The organism is Anaerobacillus sp. QJM3NY_32 (assembly GCF_056173645.1).
In genome coordinates, this window is record NZ_CM149684.1 from 3,401,449 (window position 1) to 3,419,571 (window position 18,123).

At 39.8% G+C, this 18,123-nt stretch carries 22 protein-coding genes and 1 riboswitch; of the genes, 7 read left to right on the forward strand and 15 right to left on the reverse strand.

Annotation, left to right across the window (positions count from 1 at the left end):
* Positions 1–186: 186 nt before the first annotated feature.
* A complete protein-coding gene (locus tag AC0VYH_RS17655) occupies positions 187–411 on the reverse strand; it encodes a DUF1450 domain-containing protein (RefSeq protein ID WP_475365729.1) in 225 nt (74 codons plus the stop codon).
* 217 nt (positions 412–628) lie between these two features.
* Between AC0VYH_RS17655 and AC0VYH_RS17660 the strand changes: the two genes are divergently transcribed.
* A complete protein-coding gene (locus AC0VYH_RS17660; RefSeq protein WP_283153730.1) occupies positions 629–1,693 on the forward strand; it encodes an NAD(P)/FAD-dependent oxidoreductase in 1,065 nt (354 codons plus the stop codon).
* Between the two features lie 81 nt (positions 1,694–1,774).
* Here the strand turns inward: AC0VYH_RS17660 and AC0VYH_RS17665 are convergent, their stop codons facing one another.
* The gene (locus tag AC0VYH_RS17665; RefSeq protein ID WP_194218999.1) at positions 1,775–2,083 is read right to left on the reverse strand and encodes a DUF1462 family protein; all 309 of its coding nucleotides are present in this window, start codon (positions 2,081–2,083) and stop codon (positions 1,775–1,777) included.
* Between the two features lie 211 nt (positions 2,084–2,294).
* On the opposite strand from AC0VYH_RS17665, the gene AC0VYH_RS17670 reads away from it, so the two are divergent.
* On the forward strand, positions 2,295–2,519 hold the full coding sequence (locus AC0VYH_RS17670) for a NifU family protein (RefSeq protein WP_194218998.1): 225 nt from the start codon (positions 2,295–2,297) through the stop codon (positions 2,517–2,519).
* A gap of 44 nt (positions 2,520–2,563) precedes the next feature.
* On the opposite strand, the gene AC0VYH_RS17675 is transcribed toward AC0VYH_RS17670, so the two are convergent.
* Complete coding sequence (locus AC0VYH_RS17675; protein ID WP_430241778.1) at positions 2,564–3,565, reverse strand: protein kinase family protein; 1,002 nt, start codon at positions 3,563–3,565, stop codon at positions 2,564–2,566.
* A 167-nt stretch (positions 3,566–3,732) separates the two neighbouring features.
* Here AC0VYH_RS17675 and AC0VYH_RS17680 point away from each other — a divergent pair, with 167 nt between their 5' ends.
* Entirely contained in the window at positions 3,733–4,230 is a 498-nt protein-coding gene (locus AC0VYH_RS17680; protein ID WP_194218996.1) for a phosphatidylglycerophosphatase A family protein, read from the forward strand.
* Positions 4,231–4,261: 31 nt separating this feature from the next.
* Here the strand turns inward: AC0VYH_RS17680 and AC0VYH_RS17685 are convergent, their stop codons facing one another.
* The gene (locus AC0VYH_RS17685; RefSeq protein ID WP_475372842.1) at positions 4,262–5,026 is read right to left on the reverse strand and encodes a TIGR01457 family HAD-type hydrolase; all 765 of its coding nucleotides are present in this window, start codon (positions 5,024–5,026) and stop codon (positions 4,262–4,264) included.
* A 165-nt stretch (positions 5,027–5,191) separates the two neighbouring features.
* A complete protein-coding gene (locus tag AC0VYH_RS17690; protein ID WP_475373801.1) occupies positions 5,192–5,638 on the reverse strand; it encodes a DUF86 domain-containing protein in 447 nt (148 codons plus the stop codon).
* 180 nt (positions 5,639–5,818) lie between these two features.
* Between AC0VYH_RS17690 and AC0VYH_RS17695 the strand changes: the two genes are divergently transcribed.
* Together AC0VYH_RS17695 and AC0VYH_RS17700 are read left to right on the forward strand one after the other, a co-directional pair.
* Positions 5,819–6,091, forward strand: a complete 273-nt coding sequence (locus AC0VYH_RS17695; RefSeq protein ID WP_098444844.1) for a DUF3055 domain-containing protein — start codon at positions 5,819–5,821, stop codon at positions 6,089–6,091.
* A gap of 49 nt (positions 6,092–6,140) precedes the next feature.
* A complete protein-coding gene (locus tag AC0VYH_RS17700; RefSeq protein ID WP_226615082.1) occupies positions 6,141–6,410 on the forward strand; it encodes a hypothetical protein in 270 nt (89 codons plus the stop codon).
* A gap of 11 nt (positions 6,411–6,421) precedes the next feature.
* Here the strand turns inward: AC0VYH_RS17700 and AC0VYH_RS17705 are convergent, their stop codons facing one another.
* Positions 6,422–6,727, reverse strand: a complete 306-nt coding sequence (locus AC0VYH_RS17705; RefSeq protein WP_194218993.1) for a YutD family protein — start codon at positions 6,725–6,727, stop codon at positions 6,422–6,424.
* 126 nt (positions 6,728–6,853) lie between these two features.
* Between AC0VYH_RS17705 and AC0VYH_RS17710 the strand changes: the two genes are divergently transcribed.
* Positions 6,854–7,513, forward strand: a complete 660-nt coding sequence (locus AC0VYH_RS17710; protein ID WP_303535528.1) for a YhcN/YlaJ family sporulation lipoprotein — start codon at positions 6,854–6,856, stop codon at positions 7,511–7,513.
* A 51-nt stretch (positions 7,514–7,564) separates the two neighbouring features.
* On the opposite strand, the gene lipA is transcribed toward AC0VYH_RS17710, so the two are convergent.
* On the reverse strand, positions 7,565–8,452 hold the full coding sequence (gene lipA / locus AC0VYH_RS17715) for a lipoyl synthase (RefSeq protein WP_475372843.1): 888 nt from the start codon (positions 8,450–8,452) through the stop codon (positions 7,565–7,567).
* 183 nt (positions 8,453–8,635) lie between these two features.
* Between lipA and AC0VYH_RS17720 the strand changes: the two genes are divergently transcribed.
* Positions 8,636–9,622 (forward strand): M23 family metallopeptidase, encoded by a 987-nt coding sequence (locus AC0VYH_RS17720; RefSeq protein WP_430241785.1) that lies wholly within the window; start codon positions 8,636–8,638, stop codon positions 9,620–9,622.
* A 42-nt stretch (positions 9,623–9,664) separates the two neighbouring features.
* Here the strand turns inward: AC0VYH_RS17720 and AC0VYH_RS17725 are convergent, their stop codons facing one another.
* From AC0VYH_RS17725 to AC0VYH_RS17760, 8 genes are all read right to left on the reverse strand, one after another.
* A complete protein-coding gene (locus AC0VYH_RS17725; protein ID WP_194218990.1) occupies positions 9,665–9,769 on the reverse strand; it encodes a methionine/alanine import family NSS transporter small subunit in 105 nt (34 codons plus the stop codon).
* Between the two features lies 1 nt (position 9,770).
* Entirely contained in the window at positions 9,771–11,297 is a 1,527-nt protein-coding gene (locus tag AC0VYH_RS17730; RefSeq protein ID WP_475372844.1) for a sodium-dependent transporter, read from the reverse strand.
* A gap of 233 nt (positions 11,298–11,530) precedes the next feature.
* Positions 11,531–13,108, reverse strand: a complete 1,578-nt coding sequence (locus AC0VYH_RS17735) for a Na+/H+ antiporter NhaC family protein (protein ID WP_475367896.1) — start codon at positions 13,106–13,108, stop codon at positions 11,531–11,533.
* Between the two features lie 150 nt (positions 13,109–13,258).
* A riboswitch (Lysine riboswitch) is annotated at positions 13,259–13,439 on the reverse strand.
* Between the two features lie 157 nt (positions 13,440–13,596).
* Positions 13,597–14,367: a sporulation protein YunB gene (gene yunB / locus AC0VYH_RS17740; RefSeq protein ID WP_475372845.1), complete on the reverse strand. Its 771-nt coding sequence runs from the start codon at positions 14,365–14,367 to the stop codon at positions 13,597–13,599.
* Between the two features lie 137 nt (positions 14,368–14,504).
* The gene (locus AC0VYH_RS17745) at positions 14,505–14,798 is read right to left on the reverse strand and encodes a YunC family protein (RefSeq protein WP_430246990.1); all 294 of its coding nucleotides are present in this window, start codon (positions 14,796–14,798) and stop codon (positions 14,505–14,507) included.
* A 93-nt stretch (positions 14,799–14,891) separates the two neighbouring features.
* Positions 14,892–16,280 (reverse strand): bifunctional metallophosphatase/5'-nucleotidase, encoded by a 1,389-nt coding sequence (locus AC0VYH_RS17750; RefSeq protein ID WP_475372846.1) that lies wholly within the window; start codon positions 16,278–16,280, stop codon positions 14,892–14,894.
* Positions 16,281–16,295: 15 nt separating this feature from the next.
* Positions 16,296–17,117, reverse strand: a complete 822-nt coding sequence (locus AC0VYH_RS17755; protein ID WP_430246987.1) for a sulfite exporter TauE/SafE family protein — start codon at positions 17,115–17,117, stop codon at positions 16,296–16,298.
* A gap of 11 nt (positions 17,118–17,128) precedes the next feature.
* Entirely contained in the window at positions 17,129–17,983 is an 855-nt protein-coding gene (locus AC0VYH_RS17760; protein ID WP_475365732.1) for a DUF72 domain-containing protein, read from the reverse strand.
* Positions 17,984–18,123 lie beyond the last annotated feature (140 nt).

Consider the following 18,123-nt stretch of genomic DNA (forward strand, 5'->3'; position numbering starts at 1 on the left):
CCATTACCAGATTTTAAATAGAAATATTATAGCAATTAGCTAAATACAGCGCTTACAAACAGTGTTTTGTTATCTGAATATTCGACATTTTTCGCGTGTACGCGGAAAATAAAAAGTCCGTTCTCTCTCTATTAGACTTCAATGGACCTTTGTCATTATAACACAGAAACTGAGCAATGAAAGCCCTTAATTTTCATCGATTAATTTTCGCATTATTTTCTCTATTAAAGCTTCAGATGTATCCGCATTTACTAAACGTCCATCTACGATAGCAAAAGACTCAGAGTAGCAGTTCCCACAATAACCAAGACAGCCGTAGTCAATTAATTCAATATCGTGGATCTTCTCCAGGGCCTCCCATACGAGCTTATTCTCTCTCAAGTTTCCCGCACAAAATTCGATTGTCTTCACAGTAAAGCCACTCCTCAGTTAAGCATTTAAGAAATGTTATTGTACATAAGTCACAGTTTCGCTATACTTTTAACTGTCATAACATAATGAATCGTATAACTATATTATAGCGCGTGTCGCTTCCTTTTTTCTTCCTAATTCATCATTTCTTCTTCATCTTTTCTACTTATTATAGGGAGACAGCGTTATGCAATTTTATTAAAGGGGACCTCTTATCATGAAAAGGCTAGTGCTATTAGGCGGCGGATACGGTGGTATGCGTATCCTACAGAAATTATTTGCATCTGATCTACCAGAAGACCTCACAATTACGCTTGTTGACCGCAACCCTTATCACAGTATGAAAACCGAATATTATGCCCTTGCCGCTGGAACAGCAAGTGATCATCACATACGTGTTCAATTCCCAGTTCATAAGAAGCTAGAAATCAAATACGGCGAAATCACTAGTATAAATCTAGATTCAAATGTCATTCACCTAAATGACGATGATGACCTTGCATATGACACGCTCGTCATTGGACTAGGATGCGAAGATAAGTATCATAACGTACCAGGTGCAGATGTTCATACTCTAAGCATTCAAACGATTGATTCATCTCGAAGAACGTATGAAGTATTGAACAACCTCGGCGCTAAATCTGTCGTTGGTATTGTTGGTGCAGGACTTAGTGGAGTGGAGCTAGCAAGTGAACTTCATGAAAGTAGGCCAGATCTTCAAATTAAGCTATTTGATCGAGGACACACTATTCTTTCTGCCTTCCCAGAACGACTTGGAAAATACGTTCAATCCTGGTTTGAGGAGCGTAATGTAGAAGTTGTTAGTGAATCAAATATTACAAAGGTCGAACCCAATACGCTCTTTAATCATGGAGAGCCTGTCCACTGTGATTCAATTGTATGGACAGCTGGCATCCAGCCTAACAAAATCGTAAGAGATCTTGACGTTGAAAAAGATGCCCAGAAGCGTATTGTATTAAATGACTATCATTCTGTTCCAAGTCATGAGAATGTTTTTGTTGTAGGAGACTGTGCAAGCTTGCCACATGCACCAAGTGCTCAGCTTGCTGAGGAACAAGCAGAACAAATTGCTCTCGTATTGCAGAAGCAATGGAAAAAAGAAACGCCACCTGCGCTTCCACCAATTAAAATCAAAGGAACGCTTGGCTCACTCGGAAGCAAGCATGGCTTTGGTGTCATGGCGAATCGTCCACTTACTGGCCGAGTTCCTCGTCTACTCAAGTCAGGTATATTATGGATGTATAAGAATCATAACGGTTAATAAGGTTGACCTTTATAAGAAGTAAATATACTTTTTCGTAAGATAAAACCCGTGAACAAATTTGTTCACGGGTTTTATCATTTAAGCCGTTGCAGAACGGTCTTCTAGAACAGCATATAAGTCTTTTAATTTAGGGTTACCTTCTGACACAATTTCATTTCGGACGACAACAACTGGATAGAACAGATCTTCATCAATCACTTTTGAAGCAAAAGCCGCCTCATAACCGGAGAGTTTACTATGAATGTCAATATATCGAACGACTATTTGGCGATCAGGATACTTGCGGTCGAGGGCCGCTTTAAGCCATTCAGCCGTTTCTTCTGAAGAAGGCAAGTTTACACAGCTTGCACAGCGCTCACCTGCTCCATAGACGAGTACTTCTTCCATGGTGAAAACGTCCTTTCTATTCAATCAATTTACCTTCATTGTACCCTATTCCTATCATGTAGAAAAGAAGCATTCGCCTTTTTCATGTTCCAATCTTGTATATGGATTCATACCATGATAAAGTTAGGATGAGAATTATAATCATTCTACATTAGCACATAGATTTTTAACTTAATCATTAGTATAATGGAAGTATGAAGGGAGTCGATGAATGATGCAAGAGCAAGTACAAGATGTATTGAATAAACTACGTCCATTCCTTCTGCGTGACGGTGGAGACGTAGAGCTTGTAGACATCGAAGAAGGCGTAGTTAAAGTACGTTTAATGGGAGCATGCGGCAGTTGCCCTAGTTCCACTATCACACTTAAAGCAGGTATTGAACGCGCACTTCTTGAAGAAGTTCCTGGCGTAACTGAACTCGAGCAAGTATTTTAAACCAAACACATCCACCCCCTCTGTCATGGAGGGGGTTTTTATTTTTAACTTAACCAATCTACTCTTCTCATTTGCTTGCCATATTCACCCATCAATTCCTGAAACAACAAACGGTACATTTCCTCCCTTTCTCCTTCTCTTCTCACAAGTTGCTTTAAATTCACAAAACTTTTTTCTTTCTCCTTTAAATTGCCATCACTATAGTAATGCTCCACTGTCTCTACATATGGAAGAGGGAATAACAAACGAGCATACAGTAGATTCCAGTCCATTTGAGTTAACGTACGCCTCTCATGATAATTCCACATAAATTGCCTGATGCCTTCAAAATTCCCCTCGCCCTCAACTAGCTCATATCTAATCCACTCAGCAAGATCTCTCGCTGGATGGTCAAGGATGAGATCATTCGGAAATAGCCCTTCAGATGTACGGTGATAATTGGCTGTATACCGATTAAACGCAAGAGTTCTAATCTGAAATGGATTCATTCCCATGTCAATACCACAGTCCACAATGTACTGAATCGCATTCTCTGATAAGCCAGAATAATAGGGGAATGTTTCTATAAACCATTCATCAAATTCTCTGAGAGGCTGAGTCTGATTCTTCAATTCCTCACGAAAAGATTCAAGTTGGTCTATCCTGTACTGCCACCGCATCTGCCAAGGTTGAATTTCTGGTAATTCACTATAAGCTGCTAGGAGATTACCTGCTTTCCTATGAAATAGCGCTAGCCGACTCCCATCATTGTGATGAATGCGAATATTTCGATCATACGGTTTTTGATAAAGAACATACGCCTCATTCTGAATTGTCTCTATATACTTCCCTCTTCTTGAAGAAATCGGTAACATTGTAGGTTCATTCTGTTGATTAAGAAAGTTTGCAACCATTACATACCAGGGAAATTCACTTTCTTGTTCACTTAATGCACGTCTTAAAATAAATTCAGATTGATCAGATGTGCGAAGCAAATATCCACTATTTTTAACATTATGTTGATCTATAACGATGCCATATTGATGAAAAACCTCTCGTTCAAGCATATTAACCCTCCGGCAATTCGTCTTAATACCGTACTATATGCCCCGCGCGCCCAATCGGTGTAAAGTAGTCACAGAAGTTTAGTGTCATATTTCTTCCTGACTTACCATATACTAATATAATCAATAACATCCAATACCAATTTACTATAAAGTTAGGTGGGACAAGAATGGGCCAAGAACCTATGGACCTTGTAGAACAAGCAGCGAGAAGTAAATTAAAAGAACGTGGTGTCGAGATCAAAGATATCGCAGACCTTGTTTTCTATCTCCAAGAAAAATATCACCCTAACCTTGAAATGGAAACTTGCATACAAAATGTAGAACGTGTACTTTCAAAAAGAGAAGTGCAAAATGCAGTGCTCACGGGAATTCAGCTTGACGAACTTACGGAAAGAAAACTGCTTGATCAGCCTCTACAAGATATATTAATGAAAGATGAAGGTCTATATGGAGTAGACGAAATCATCGCTCTTTCAATTGTAAATGTATACGGATCGATTGGCCTTACGAACTATGGTTTTATCGATAAACAAAAGCCTGGTATTCTCGAAAAGTTAAATGATAAATCCAGTGGTGCATGCCATACCTACCTTGACGATATTGTGGGAGCTATTGCGGCAGCTGCATCTAGTCGACTTGCCCATAGAGCTCAAAAAACAGAATAACGGCAAATATAAAAACGCCCAATGGGCGTTTTTATATTTGCCATTCATCTAGCGTAAGAGCTGTGTACTCTGGTTGCTTTTCGACTGATAACAAGTGTTCTTTCGTTGTTACACCTGTATGAACAAGCAATGTATCCAAACCGGCATTGATGCCTGCAAGAATATCGGTGCGATAATTGTCCCCAACCATCAACGTCTCTTCTTTCGGTGTTCCAAGTTGAGCAAGAGCTTGTTCCATAATAATAGGTTCAGGCTTCCCAATAAAAATAGGGTCTACTTCCGTTGAAACAGTCACGACTGCCGTCAATGAACCATTACCGGGTAACAATCCTCGTTCAGTTGGAATCGCAATATCTCCGTTTGTCGATATAAAAGTAGCTCCGTTTCGAACGGCAATGCACGCCTTCGCAAATTTTTCGTATGTGATTGAACGGTCAATCCCAACGACAACATAGTCTGGATTGTCGTCTTGAATCATTAAACCTTCATCCGTTAAGGCATCGCGAATGCCTTCTTCTCCAATCACATAAACCGAAGCATCTTGCTTCTTATTAGAGATATAACTTGCTGTTGCCATGCTTGTTGTAAACACGTGATCTGGCGTACATGGTACACCAAACGTCTCAAGCTTACCAGAAACTTGTTCTTTCCGTTTTGATGAATTGTTCGTCACAAATAAATAGGGAATATTTGCTTCCTTTAAACGCTTCACGAACTCGACTGCTTCGTGAATTTTTTCAGTGCCCCGATACATCGTACCATCTAGATCAATTAAATAGCCTTTATAGTTTTTCATGTTCTTTTTATCCTCCTTCTACTTATCCAATCCATAAGAAAACCGCTTTCATTGATGAAAGCGGTTCATATATTCGGGTTTTGAATGAAAGATGTCAGCTGCTCGTTTCTTACTCTTTTCATCAAAAACACCTTACTTTCTTTACAATGTGTGTTTACCTTAACATCAATCTTCATTATCTGGAAGAAAAGCTGAAACAGCCCCTAATTCTTGATTTAAGTATGTTCTTATATCAGTAGGAAACTGCTCTAGTGCACTGAGGTTTTTCCGAAGATTTTGCTCCAACGCTTCATGATCAAGCATAACATATTGCTGCATTAGTGGTTTTCTCATGGCCACGACTTCTTTTAACATAATAGTATTTTCAGTTGAAATTACTTTTTCATCAGCTAGAATTTCAATAATATCTTCATAGCTCCCGGGATCTCGCATAATGAACCCATCAATGATGCTGTTCCCCACATCAATCATGCTCTCAATGACAACGTGATGAATTCGCTCTAATCCGAGAAAATGAAGTTCTGTTTGAAAAGAACTTTCCTTCATGAGAACAATCATTTTATCGAAATAAACCAGCTGTTCTTCTATTTTCTTACGATCCACAAAATACATACTCATGCACCTGCCTCTAACACTTATGATTCAATCACCATTTTCTGAAACGGTATTAAATACTTCTCTTCATTTTATCATATCTTAAAATGCAACGGCTTACATTTTCTAATGAAAGCTTGTATGAGAACGCCTCATAAGATGGTATGATAGCGTTAACTAGAAAAGGAGGGTGCTATGATGGAAGATGAACGACTCATCTACGACGAACAGGAGGCCACTGAAGCCAGGTTCGTCTGCTTTATGGGAAGCAATCATCGGTTTGACCTTTGTATTGTAAAATCAGATCGCTTTTATGGAAAATCGTTAGTCCTCGATATTCAAGGAGGCAAATTTGCAATTATCGGCCACGATGATCTAAATGAGCCTGGAAATCTCGAGCATGCCTACTCTCTCAATGAAGAAGATGCTGAAGAACTTCGCAACTTCTTGAGAGAAGTCTTAAGTCACTAATATTTTATCAGACAATGAATACACTACCTCCTAAAGGTGGTGTTTATTCATGTTTGATGAAGAAGATTATCAAGACTTCGCTAACGTAGAGAAAGGGCGAAATTACGTCCTCCCTGAAGATACGCCAGAAGGTCCATACGGTTCACCGGTGAATAAAAAGCTCGGTAAAACCTCACCTTGGCGAGAAGGGCAGCGTTCCTATAGTGCATTTAATTACGAAAATAAAAATCTTCACCAACATTTACCTCGTCAGGACCCTGGCTCACATCCACCACACGATGATCCAGAAAAAGACTCCGAAAAACCATACAAAGCATAAGCCCATAGGGCTTATGCTTCTTGTTGTTGTTTCTTCGGTTTTTCCTTCTTCTGCTTCTTTAATACAAAATAAGGGCAGCCGAAGTTGCAGTATTCATATAAATAATCAAGCACCGTGCTGAATTTTGTATCGAAAGTTGCTTTTTGGTTACGGTCCTCAAAGAATCCTTTTAATCTAAGCTGACCATAGCCCCAATCCCCAACAATGTAATCATATTTATCCAGAATCTCACTATATCGAGCAAGAAAAGCTTCTTCGTTCCAACCTTCTCTTTCATCCTTCATCAACTCAAACGTATGTTGATTTACTTTTATCATTCTTTATCCCTCATTTCAAAATGGGCTCATTAGTCTTATGATACCTTTTTTATTCGATTTGTCCAAGTAATACCAGTAAAAAAGGAACAGAGTTCGGTCATGATAACAGTATGGAGGTGAAGGTTATTGAAAAAACAAATTCTGCTCATACTGCCACTCGTATTAGGACTTGGGGCATGCCAGGGAGAAAATGCAACAGATTCCTTTGACCACGCAGATTTAACACCTGTTAAAACGGATCCCGATGAATACGGTATGAACACCGCTAACTCTCAGGAAAAGTCCAAAAAGGGTGGCTTTGGATATGTGCGTCATACACGAAATACAAACAACATGAATTCTCAAAAACAACCCGAGAACATTGCCTACCTTGATCGTGATCGTATGTCAGATATGATCGGTTCAATGGCAATTGTTTTACCTTATGTCAATGATGTCGCAACGCTAGTAACAGATGAAGAAGTTCTCATTGGCTATAAAACAACAACAAAAGATCGTGATGCCACTGCGGATCAAGTAAAGAAAACGGCTCTTTCTGTCATTCCAAGATATTATCACGTCTATGTTTCTGACGAAGAAGGAATGATTGCTGAGGTCGAGCGATATCAAAATGCCTCCACTGCAAATGGAGAACTCGAGAAGAGCATAGAAGAAACGATTGCCAAAATGAAGAAAGCGCCACAAGGGAAAAAAGTAAGTGATGGAGAGAATGAGAACGGTGAGATGAAGGGCGAAATGAATGAAGACTTAAATGATACAGATGGAAAAGAAATGATGTCGAAGTAAAAAAATCGGCCCGATAAAGGCCGATTTTTTATCTTTCTAATTACTTATCCATTACTTCGAAGCTTGCTTGGCTGCATTTACTTGCTCGTCAGCATGATAAGACGAACGAACCATTGGACCAGATTCACAGTGTTTAAAGCCTTTTTCCAGTGCGATATCTTTTAGCTCCAGAAACTCTTGAGGCGTCCAGTATTTTTCTACTTTTAAATGCTTTTTCGATGGTTGTAAGTATTGTCCAAGTGTAACAATATCAACATCATGTGCACGAAGATCATCAAGTGTTTGAATGATTTCCTCTTTTGTTTCACCTAATCCTAGCATGATGCTGGATTTAGTCGGAATCTCAGGATTCATTTCTTTTGCACGCTGAAGAAACTCTAGTGTACGACGATATTTTGCGCGTGCTCTCACTCTTGGCGTTAGGCGCTCCACTGTTTCGATATTGTGGTTCATAATATCCGGTTTCGCATCCATGAGTGTTTCAAGCGCTTCATATTGGCCACCCATGTCGGATGGAAGAACTTCGATCGAACAGAACGGATTTTTACGACGAATAGCACGTACGGTTTCAGCAAAAACAGCCGCACCACCATCTTTTAAATCATCTCGTGCTACAGCGGTAATGACCACGTGTTTTAGTCCCATCTGTTCAACGGAATCCGCAACGCGTTCAGGCTCTGCCCAATCAAGCTCAGTTGGAAGACCAGTTTTTACTGCACAGAAACGGCATGCACGAGTACAAACATCACCAAGAATCATAAAGGTTGCCGTCTTACGAACAGCCCAACATTCATGAATATTCGGACAACTCGCTTCCTCACAGACCGTATGTAACTTTTTCTCGCGCATCATCTTTTTTAAGCCTTTATAATTTTCGTTTGTATTTAGTTTTATTTTCAACCACTCTGGTTTTCTTAAATATTCTTCTTTCTTACTCACTACACTCACCTCACCTATTACTTTTCTGTAATAAAGAATACCATAGGTAACTCATTCTTTTCTATAAAAAGTGTGAATCTATTGAGGATTAAGACTTTAGACCTTCCATTATTTAGTTCTAATGATTTACGCACGGAAAACCAAACTAAGTGTAATGACAAATTACGAAAGGAGAAGAAACACTTGAGAAAATATAGTTTTCTTATCCTTATTCTTTTCTTCCTCATCCCTATAAACGTTCGAGCTGCTGATATAGACGAAGATAAACTAAGAAGCGAACGGAAGATGTTATTTCATAAGATGGAAGCCGTCACACAGGTCCCCTGGTACATCTATGCTGGTATTGATCAATATGAACGAAGCATTAGGCGCTCACAAAAAGATATTCCTCGTGAAAAAGGTGCAATAGCTATCTATATTACGCCTGAGAAATGGTCTGGGAGTACGAATCCAAATAAAGAAGATCACGATCCTATCTCGATATCGTTCTTTAATGGAATTGGCCTCGATGGCAATGGAGATGGCAAAGCCGAGCGTACTAATGACGAAGATCTACTTTATACAATTGGGTCTTTCATACAACAATATGGAAGTTCTTTAGAAGATATTCAAATTGGTCTTTGGGATTATTATCATCGTGACCAGGCAGTAAGGACGATTACAAGTAATAGTGCTGTTTATCATACATTCAAAACGCTTAAACTCGATAAGCATGCTTTTCCCGTACCACTTCACGCAAACTATAGTTACCGAAGCACTTGGGGCGATCGACGTGGCTGGGGCGGACTTCGAATTCACGAAGGAACAGATATTTTCGCTTCTTATGGTGTTGGAGTGAAAGCGACAAGTTACGGAACTGTCGAAACGAAGGGGTGGAATGAATACGGTGGATGGCGGATCGGGATTCGGGATATCGATGGCAATTACCACTACTATGCTCACCTAAATGGGTTTGAAAAAGGCATTGAGAAAGGTCATGTTGTACAGCCAGGTGAAATCATTGGGTATGTTGGTAGCTCTGGATATGGACCAAAAGGAACGGCTGGAAAGTTCCCGCCACATCTTCACTATGGCATCTATAAAGACAACGGAAGAACAGAATGGTCGTATGATCCCTATCCTTCGTTGAGGCTCTGGGAACGACAGGAACGAATACGCAACAAAAAGTAAGCAAAAAAGAAGAACTAGCTCGCTAGTTCTTCTTTTTATGTTCTATTGTTTTTTTGATACTCTTACAGCATTCAAAATGCTAGCCGCAAGACCACCCCATATAATAACCATTCCAACTACCATCATGAAAATCGCGCTACCACCCATATTAGCTTACCTCCTTATACTTTTGCTGTTCAGCTTTAGCGTCCCATTTCTTTAGGCTGAATAGAATTCCAACCAGAAGGGCGAATCCTGCGACAGCCCAGCCACTATAAAGAATAAAGCCGTTTGAGTAGCCTTCATAGTTCCCAGTCGGTGTATCAAACTGACGAAGAAGATTTGTCTTAAAGAGATCGAACATCATATAACCAAGTACGAGAGGAGTAATGACTCCAAGACAAGCTTTCCACCAGTACTTCAGTGAAATGTCTGAAATGCCGTTTGCATGTGACTCAAGCGTATTAAGCTCACGAAGTACCCATGCTACAACAACGACTTCCACTAGTCCTACAAAGGCAATTCCGAACTGGTTAATAAAGTAGTCAGCTGCGTCAAGGAAGAACAATCCGCCCTGCGTTGCAAACAGAATCGAGATAATAGAGGAAATCCCTCCACCAATTAGAACAGCTTTCGTACGAGAAATTCCGAACTTCTCAGAAACACCTGCAACATATGTTTCTGAAATGGAAATGAGCGAAGACAAACCTGCAAGTACAAGTGAAGCAAAGAATAAGAATCCGAACAACCCGTTCAAAGCTGGGAACTCATTGATAATTTGAGGGAAGACAACGAAGGCTAGTCCTACGCCACCGCTCACTACTTCGCCAACGCTAAGCCCCTGCTGCTGAGCCATAAATCCAAGCGCTGAGAATACCCCAATACCTGCTAGAAGTTCAAACGCCGAGTTACCAAAACCAGTAATAAACGCGTTATTCGTAATATCTGATTTCTTAGGTAAGTAACTAGAATAAGTAATCATAATAGCAAAAGCAATGGATAAACTGAAGAAAATTTGTCCGTATGCAGCAACCCAAACACTTCCTGAAGTAATGCTGTCAAAATTCGGTGTAAAGAATGCATTTAGACCTTCAGCAGCACCAGGCAGTGTCACTGCTCGAATCACAATGATTAAGAAAAGAATAATTAATGTAGGAATGAAAATTTTATTAGCACGCTCAATTCCCTTTTTAACACCTGCAAGAAGTACGCCAAGTGTAATGATCCATACTGCAATTAATGGGAGAAATACGCCTGGTACGATACTACCTGTTTGTCCAGGATCAACCGTTAATTTCAGATAATCATTGAAGAGGAATGCTTCTGTATCAGAACCCCAACTTTGATTAAATGCAAAATAGCTATAAGAGATGGCCCACGCAATAATTACCGCGTAGTATGTGGAGATGACGAATGCAACGATAACGCCCCACCACCCAAGCCATTCCATCTTCTTATTCATTCGAAAGAACGAAAGTGGTGCGGATCCACGGAATTTATGACCCAATGTAAATTCAAGAATAAGAATTGGGATTCCGGCTGTTAATAATGCAAATAAATAAGGAATAAAAAATGCTCCACCACCGTTGTCATAGGCTACGGCCGGAAATCTCCAAATGTTCCCTAGACCTATTGCTGAACCAACTGCGGCTAATATAAAACCAGCCCTTGTCCCCCATTGCGCACGATTTTCCAAATAAATTACCCCCTTAGACAAATGTTAACCTTTTTCACCATAAGCCCCCTTCCAGAAAAAGGTTAAGACTTTTAAGTAAATTCAGATTATTTTGTTTATAGTATATCTAGTACGTATGTCCTTGTCAAAACAATCTTTTTACATTTTTCGTATGAATCGTTCAATTTTCTATATAAATCTCTCTATTTTTGTGAAAATACATAAAAAAACAGGAGGAATATCCTCCTGTTTGATTAATGATTTGCCATTTCAACTGGTCTGTTGGCATATTTTCCTTTTAGCATGAAAATTAATAATCCGAATAGAATCGCTGTTGCCACAAGACCAAGAATGGAACTACCAGTAAAGCCAAGAACCAGATATCCTAGTAACGAAATACCTGCAACGAGCAATGCATAAGGCAACTGTGTCATCACATGATCGATATGGTGACTACCCGCGCCTGTTGAAGAAAGAATTGTTGTATCCGAAATTGGTGAGCAGTGATCTCCAAATACAGCTCCTGCAAGAACAGCGGCAAGTACAGGAAGCATGTAGGTAGGATCCGTAGCAGCAGCAATCTCTCCTGCGATCGGAAGCATAATGCCAAATGTTCCCCACGAAGTTCCCGTTGCAAACGCCATAACACCTGCAAGTAGGAACAAAATAGCTGGTAAGAAGCCAATCACAATGTGGTCATTAACAAGTCCTGCAAGATACTTACCAGTCCCTAGTGAGCCGATAATTTCAATCAATGTCCATGCAAAGAAAAGAATGTATACGGCTGGAAGCATTGATTTAATGCCTTCCCAAATTCCTTTTCCAAGAACCGCTCCACCCATTCGTTTTGGAAAGAAGAAGAGGAGAGAAGTTATAAGTCCAATGATTCCACCATAAAGGAGAGAAGCAGCAACGTCTGTATTTTCAAAGACAGACAAAGCTGTCACGGCTGTATCCGTTCCGCTAACAGCCTGAATTCCTGTGATGACCATAAACGTCACAGTACCAGCAATTAGCATAATAATAGGCCATGCAAGATCAGCTACTTTCCCCTTCTCACTTTCAGGTAGTCCTGATGTTTGACCAGGTACGGCACCTTGATTCGGATCAAGCACTTCTCCTGTTTTCTGTGCACGGTCTTCATGTACTCTCATTGCCTTAAGATTAATGTCAAAATAACTAACAAAGAACACCATCGCAAGTGCAAAGAGAGCATACAAATTCATTGGAATCATTCTTATAAAAGCTTCTAACGCGCCAACACCTGTAATGCTATGCGTTGCTAATACACCACCAATTAACGCGATGATATAAGCGCCCCAGCTTGAAATAGGTGAAATAATACACATTGGTGCTGCAGTTGAATCAATGATATAGGCAAGCTTTGCCCTTGAAACATTGTGCCTGTCCGTAATCGGTCTACTTACGTTCCCAACTGCGAGCGAATTAAAGTAATCATCAATAAAAATAATAATACCAAATACCGCTGTGACAATCTGTGCGCCTACTCTTGTTTTCACGCGTTTCATGGCCCACTCGCCAAATGCGCGACTTCCACCTGATATCGAAATAAAGGCCGTCATCATCCCTAATAAAAGCAGGAAGAAAATAATGTACATGTTCCAAGTATTTAAACCACCGCTCTCGGAATCAATGAAGATCCCTTTTACGATTGTATAAATTTCTTCTAATGAATTTGGTACACTCCAATTGTTGATCATTAGCGCACCAAGAATAATGCCTACTCCTAAAGAAGGAAGCACTTTTCTAGTCACCACTACCATTAGCAAAGCTACGAGTGGTGGAATAATGGATAGAACTGAATTCTCCATGAATATCCTCCTAATAAATGATTGGTCATCATAACCGGAATGGACGCCTATCCCTCAGCCTTCTCGTCGTGTTTGAACGCAAAAAAGCGAGCAATGATAGGATTGGTCCTATCATTGCTCGCTTCACCGAGTCAATGTTAAGTGTCCACCCCGATCAGTAGTTCTCCATTACAAGTTAGACTCATAATGACAGTTCGACACTTCTTCAATGTCGCCCCAACACAAATAATGTGACCGTTATTTATGCTTCGGCAGATCTCCCTTTCGATGCTGATCATTGGTGTCATTCTCCCAACACGTACTCATGAGGATCTGCTCCTCTACCTCATCGTATAAGATAAGGAACAATATTAAGTTCAGTTTTAAAGTATACCTTACTTTCGTTGTTTGTGCAATTGTAGATTATTCCAGAGATATTTCTATTAGAAGGGAACCATTTTTTTAGCTATCGACATTGAACATTGAAGCTGGTTAATGGCCTCCTTTTCTTAATCTGGCTTCGGCAAAACGATCGATGGATTTCCACCATTTCCATTATCACCATTATAATAATAAGGAACGTCTCCCTGAATAAATAAATCTCCAATTTTTACAGAGTTCGAAACTTCAGTATTCTTTGTAGAGAAAGGAATAATTACGTTCATCTCAACTTTAATATTGATATACACTTCAAGATACGTGTTGTTAATTCCCGTTTCTTTCACCTTTGTATCAATATTAGAGACCACATCTCCAATCATTTCAAACCGTACTGGAATCCTCGGCCCAAAATTTGAAAGAAGAACATTATTTGTAGCCATCCCTAAAGGTATGGAGTATACGATTCCTTGTTGATTTTCGGTACCTTCGTAATCGATATCTACATCATTCTTAAAGGTTTCCAGCTTATCTAAATCACCAGCTTCAACATAATCTAAGTAAGTTTGAACTCGTTCTGTGGCCTCTGAGATCAATCGATTATAAACTTGCGAGTTAAAGCTATAACTTGGTACTCTTTCGGAATCATTACCATGAACGATAATTAAATTCTCAACGTCAATACCGTCTGCGATCTTCTTTGAAATGGCATCATTTATTGCTTGCGCAGCAACTTGACGTGTTTTTGTTTCAGCAATACTGATTAAGCTTGGTTCAATTCCTTTATTAACAATCCATAATCCTTGAACAGTAGTAAAGATAAAAATAATAAAGGAGATGACAAAAACATATCGAAAGGGAAGCGGCCCCTTTCTAAAGAATTTTCTACGAGTTCGAAACAACATGAACCCTCCCTTCTCTTCTTCATGTATATGCCATGGAGAAGAGAAGTATGGACAATTTCCTAGAAAGAGCCAAATTCAAGCTATTAAATGTTTCATAATCGAAAAGAAAGCCGTAGCAACTGCTACGGCTTTCTTCACATCATCTTAAGCATCGCGTCTCTACCCTTAGTTCCAATCGTAATGCCTCGCGCTTCTGCTTCAAGCGTAACAGATTCGAGCGGTGCATCAAGCAGTTGTTCAATAGACCGTACACCAACAGCTCTTCCTGCGATAATCTTTCGGTCACTTAACTTTTCATTAAGTAAGGCTACATCGAGTGCGCCGCACATGATATACCCATTGTCATTCATGACCGCTAGAAAATTCGTTTTCGGAAGCTGCATACTGACCGCTGTAAAAGGATGACCGTCAATCATGATTGGTGACATAGTGATCACGTCATTCCCGCCTCCTGACCTGAATGAATATCACTATATCTATATGAGACAAAGAGCATGTTTGACAATCAAACACTGAAAGTTTTAATGTCTATTTTCTAAACGCCATGCAAGGAGATCTCGAAGCATTTCAGGTAAAAAGTATTTCTTTTTAGCATGCTTCATTTGAGGATAGAATTTCCCAAATGTGAACATATCAGCCGTGGCAACGGCATATTCTTCATCAGAAACAAGCTTATTTCCGTTGTGAAAAACATCTGTTACATGATAGAGGCCGTCGTCCATTTTGACAGAGGTAACCTCAAGCCCATCGAATGCCATGATCCCCATTACCTCTCCTCGGAAACCGAGACCTTTAAAACTTAAATTCACTATTTCATCTGACATAGAATAAGAAATGATTTCTCGTAACTCGCTTCCTTTTAGCACCACTTTGCAAGGATTAACAGGATGAGGGCAAATGCGATGAAGGTCTTCTCTTGATACATTTCCTTCTGGTAACCCATCAAGCAACATACCAGCGTTAATCATGCCAATATCCGCTCCACACCACTCTCTAAGAGCGGCAGCTAACTCATCAGCTAGAACCGAGCGTTGAAACCATTCAGATTCAAGAGGCTGTTCAAGACGACAGACGACCTCTTCAAGCATCTTATGTGCATCGATACTTAGTTGTTGAATCATCGCCTTCGCTTCCTCGTCTTCTTTACGATTCCGGACGGTTATCGCATATGCTTCCTTCTCAATCACTTTCTTTGTTTCCATATCAAAACAAATCGAAACTTCTCCAACGTAATTCCCGTTTTTACCAGACTGAGTAATAAGCGTATCCTCTACAAGCATGCCATGCTTCAGCACATGATGGGTATGGGCTCCAATAATAACGTCAATCCCATTCATTTCCCTTGCTAGCTGTTCATCATTACCTAAGCCCATATGAGACATCAATACGACAACATCTGATTGACTGCGTACTTCATCAATGAGGGACTGTAAGAAATGGAAAGGAGAATCTATCTGCCATCCAAGTAGTGAGTAGAATTGTTCATAAGGGATGGTAACACCAATAATTCCTACTTTAATGCCATTTAACTCATGGATCTTATAAGGCACAGCCCAGGAAGGCCTTGTACCATCTTGGTGATAGAGATTGGCGACAATTACACCGAACTTAGCGTCTGAATAAAGCTCTTCTAGTTCTTTTTTTGAAAACGTAATACCCTCATTGTTACCGATAGTGGCATAATCATATTCCAGCTCATTTAGTAACTGAACGTTACCTTTCCCGACAGTTCCTTCTGTCATTGGATGCACCTTATCAGAGTGATCTCCTAAATCAAGAAGGAGATAAGGTGTCCCTTGAAGCTCATGCATTCGCTTCTTCTCTTTCAAATATGAAGAGACTTTTGACCAATTTGCGAAATGACTGTGAAGATCGTTTGTATAATAAAATTGTAATGTTCTAGAAGTCAAGACACTCTTCCTTTCTTATCCCATCGTTCCCTGCCAGATTAATCGGACACCTACAATAATTAACATCCATCGTAAAATAACAACCACTGATTTGTCCGAAAGTTTCTGATTAATAAATGAACCGCATTTTGCTCCAATCCATGCACCTGGAATGAGACCGATTAGTAAAAACCACTGAATGTTACCAAGTGCTAAATGCGTCAGGGTACCCGTTATACTTGAAAGAAAAATCATAAACATGGAGGTTGCAACAGCAACCGATGTTGGAAAACCAAATAGTAGAATCATGGCAGGAACCATAAGTGAGCCGCCACCAATTCCGAATAGACCTGAAATGACCCCAACGATAAATGAAACAATAACAGCTGCTACGGCAGAAAAGTTATAGTTCATCTCTGTCCCATTCGGATCCGTATACGTTCGTTCAAATTGACCATTTAGTTTCATAGGGCGTAAACGGTTCCTTACCATTAATAATATGGAAACAAGCACCATAAATACCCCAAAATAAATGGAAAAATAATCAACCTGAATAAATTTATTTAGCCACGCCCCTAGAATAGCCCCTGGTCCACTTCCTAGAAAAAAAAGCGCTCCGCTTTTATAATCAACGCTTTTCTTTTTCATGTAAGCAAGTGTAGAGGAAAGACCGATCACGACGAGGACAACGATCGAGCTACCTACAATTTTCTGAGGCGTTAAATCAGAAAGCCAGTTCGTATATTGATCGATAATGAGAAGAACAGGAACGATAATAATGCCTCCCCCAAGACCGACAAGGCTTCCAATCGTACCTGCTAATAGACCAATGATAAATAATAAGAACCACGTCACCATAGGTATACTCCTTATAAATCAAAGAGATCAAGTTGCTTCGGATTTAAATTCGTGTACTCAATATCAAGCATTTGAATCATTTCCTTAGCATTATTAGCAGCATGACCTCCTGAATTATTATTAAATAAAATAAATACATTTTTACATCGTCGTTCTAATTCTAATATTTGTTCCTTCCATTGTAAGAGTTCTTCTTGATTATAATCATATAAATACCGAACTTCCCTCCAGTTATGGCGATTACCTGGATTCGTCCATCCATTTGTATTTCGACCATGTAACCTGACAAGGACCTGATCCTGGTTTAGGGTTTCCATCACTAAAGGAACCGATCCCTCGCCAGCTTGTGGCTCATCGCAAATCGTATGGATAAAACCCTGTTCCTCTAGAAATGAGAGCGTCTTATCACGAAAAGCTTCATGATACCAGGACTGATGTCGAAATTCTACCGCACATGGAATATCTCCCATCCGCTGTTTACAGTCCCTCAAGATGTTAACATTATCTTTATTCACATCAAACCAGGGAGGAAATTGAAAAAGCACCATCGCAAGCTTTCCTGCATTTCGCAGGGGACGAACCGATTCCTTGAAAGCTTGAAACATTTCATCTCTTGTTTCAAAGGGAATATCCCCACGTTGATGGCCAGTCATACCCTGGTAAGCCTTAACGACAAACCGAAACCCTTCTGGTGTCTCATCTACCCATTTCTGAAAATTACGTTCTGGTTGCACAGCATAGAAGGACGAATCAACTTCAACAGTAGGAAAGTGCGAACCATATATCGAAAGTTTTTCATTGCTTTTTACACCTGGTGGGTAAAGATCATCATGGTCTCCCCACCCTGTTACGCCTATGTAAATCATGCAATTCTTCCTCTCATCTCGATTCTCTTTCTCTATTCTCATATCATTACCCGAAAATAGCAAGTGAAAATCCCTCATACTATTTTGAAATAACAATTAGAATTTAGCCCTTTACACTTTCACATATAAAAAACGAACCG

What these genes read in the sequence shown, in the direction of transcription:
- AC0VYH_RS17660 (WP_283153730.1), top strand. Translation starts at nt 629, where the DNA reads ATGAAAAGGCTAGTGCTATTAGGCGGCGGATACGGTGGTATGCGTATC.
- AC0VYH_RS17665 (WP_194218999.1), bottom strand. Translation starts at nt 2,083, where the DNA reads ATGGAAGAAGTACTCGTCTATGGAGCAGGTGAGCGCTGTGCAAGCTGT.
- AC0VYH_RS17670 (WP_194218998.1), top strand. Translation starts at nt 2,295, where the DNA reads ATGATGCAAGAGCAAGTACAAGATGTATTGAATAAACTACGTCCATTC.
- AC0VYH_RS17675 (WP_430241778.1), bottom strand. Translation starts at nt 3,565, where the DNA reads ATGCTTGAACGAGAGGTTTTTCATCAATATGGCATCGTTATAGATCAA.
- AC0VYH_RS17680 (WP_194218996.1), top strand. Translation starts at nt 3,733, where the DNA reads ATGGGCCAAGAACCTATGGACCTTGTAGAACAAGCAGCGAGAAGTAAA.
- AC0VYH_RS17685 (WP_475372842.1), bottom strand. Translation starts at nt 5,026, where the DNA reads ATGAAAAACTATAAAGGCTATTTAATTGATCTAGATGGTACGATGTAT.
- AC0VYH_RS17690 (WP_475373801.1), bottom strand. Translation starts at nt 5,638, where the DNA reads ATGTATTTTGTGGATCGTAAGAAAATAGAAGAACAGCTGGTTTATTTC.
- AC0VYH_RS17695 (WP_098444844.1), top strand. Translation starts at nt 5,819, where the DNA reads ATGGAAGATGAACGACTCATCTACGACGAACAGGAGGCCACTGAAGCC.
- AC0VYH_RS17700 (WP_226615082.1), top strand. Translation starts at nt 6,141, where the DNA reads ATGTTTGATGAAGAAGATTATCAAGACTTCGCTAACGTAGAGAAAGGG.
- AC0VYH_RS17705 (WP_194218993.1), bottom strand. Translation starts at nt 6,727, where the DNA reads ATGATAAAAGTAAATCAACATACGTTTGAGTTGATGAAGGATGAAAGA.
- AC0VYH_RS17725 (WP_194218990.1), bottom strand. Translation starts at nt 9,769, where the DNA reads ATGGGTGGTAGCGCGATTTTCATGATGGTAGTTGGAATGGTTATTATA.
- AC0VYH_RS17735 (WP_475367896.1), bottom strand. Translation starts at nt 13,108, where the DNA reads ATGGAGAATTCAGTTCTATCCATTATTCCACCACTCGTAGCTTTGCTA.
- AC0VYH_RS17745 (WP_430246990.1), bottom strand. Translation starts at nt 14,798, where the DNA reads ATGTCACCAATCATGATTGACGGTCATCCTTTTACAGCGGTCAGTATG.
- AC0VYH_RS17755 (WP_430246987.1), bottom strand. Translation starts at nt 17,117, where the DNA reads ATGGTGACGTGGTTCTTATTATTTATCATTGGTCTATTAGCAGGTACG.
- AC0VYH_RS17760 (WP_475365732.1), bottom strand. Translation starts at nt 17,983, where the DNA reads ATGATTTACATAGGCGTAACAGGGTGGGGAGACCATGATGATCTTTAC.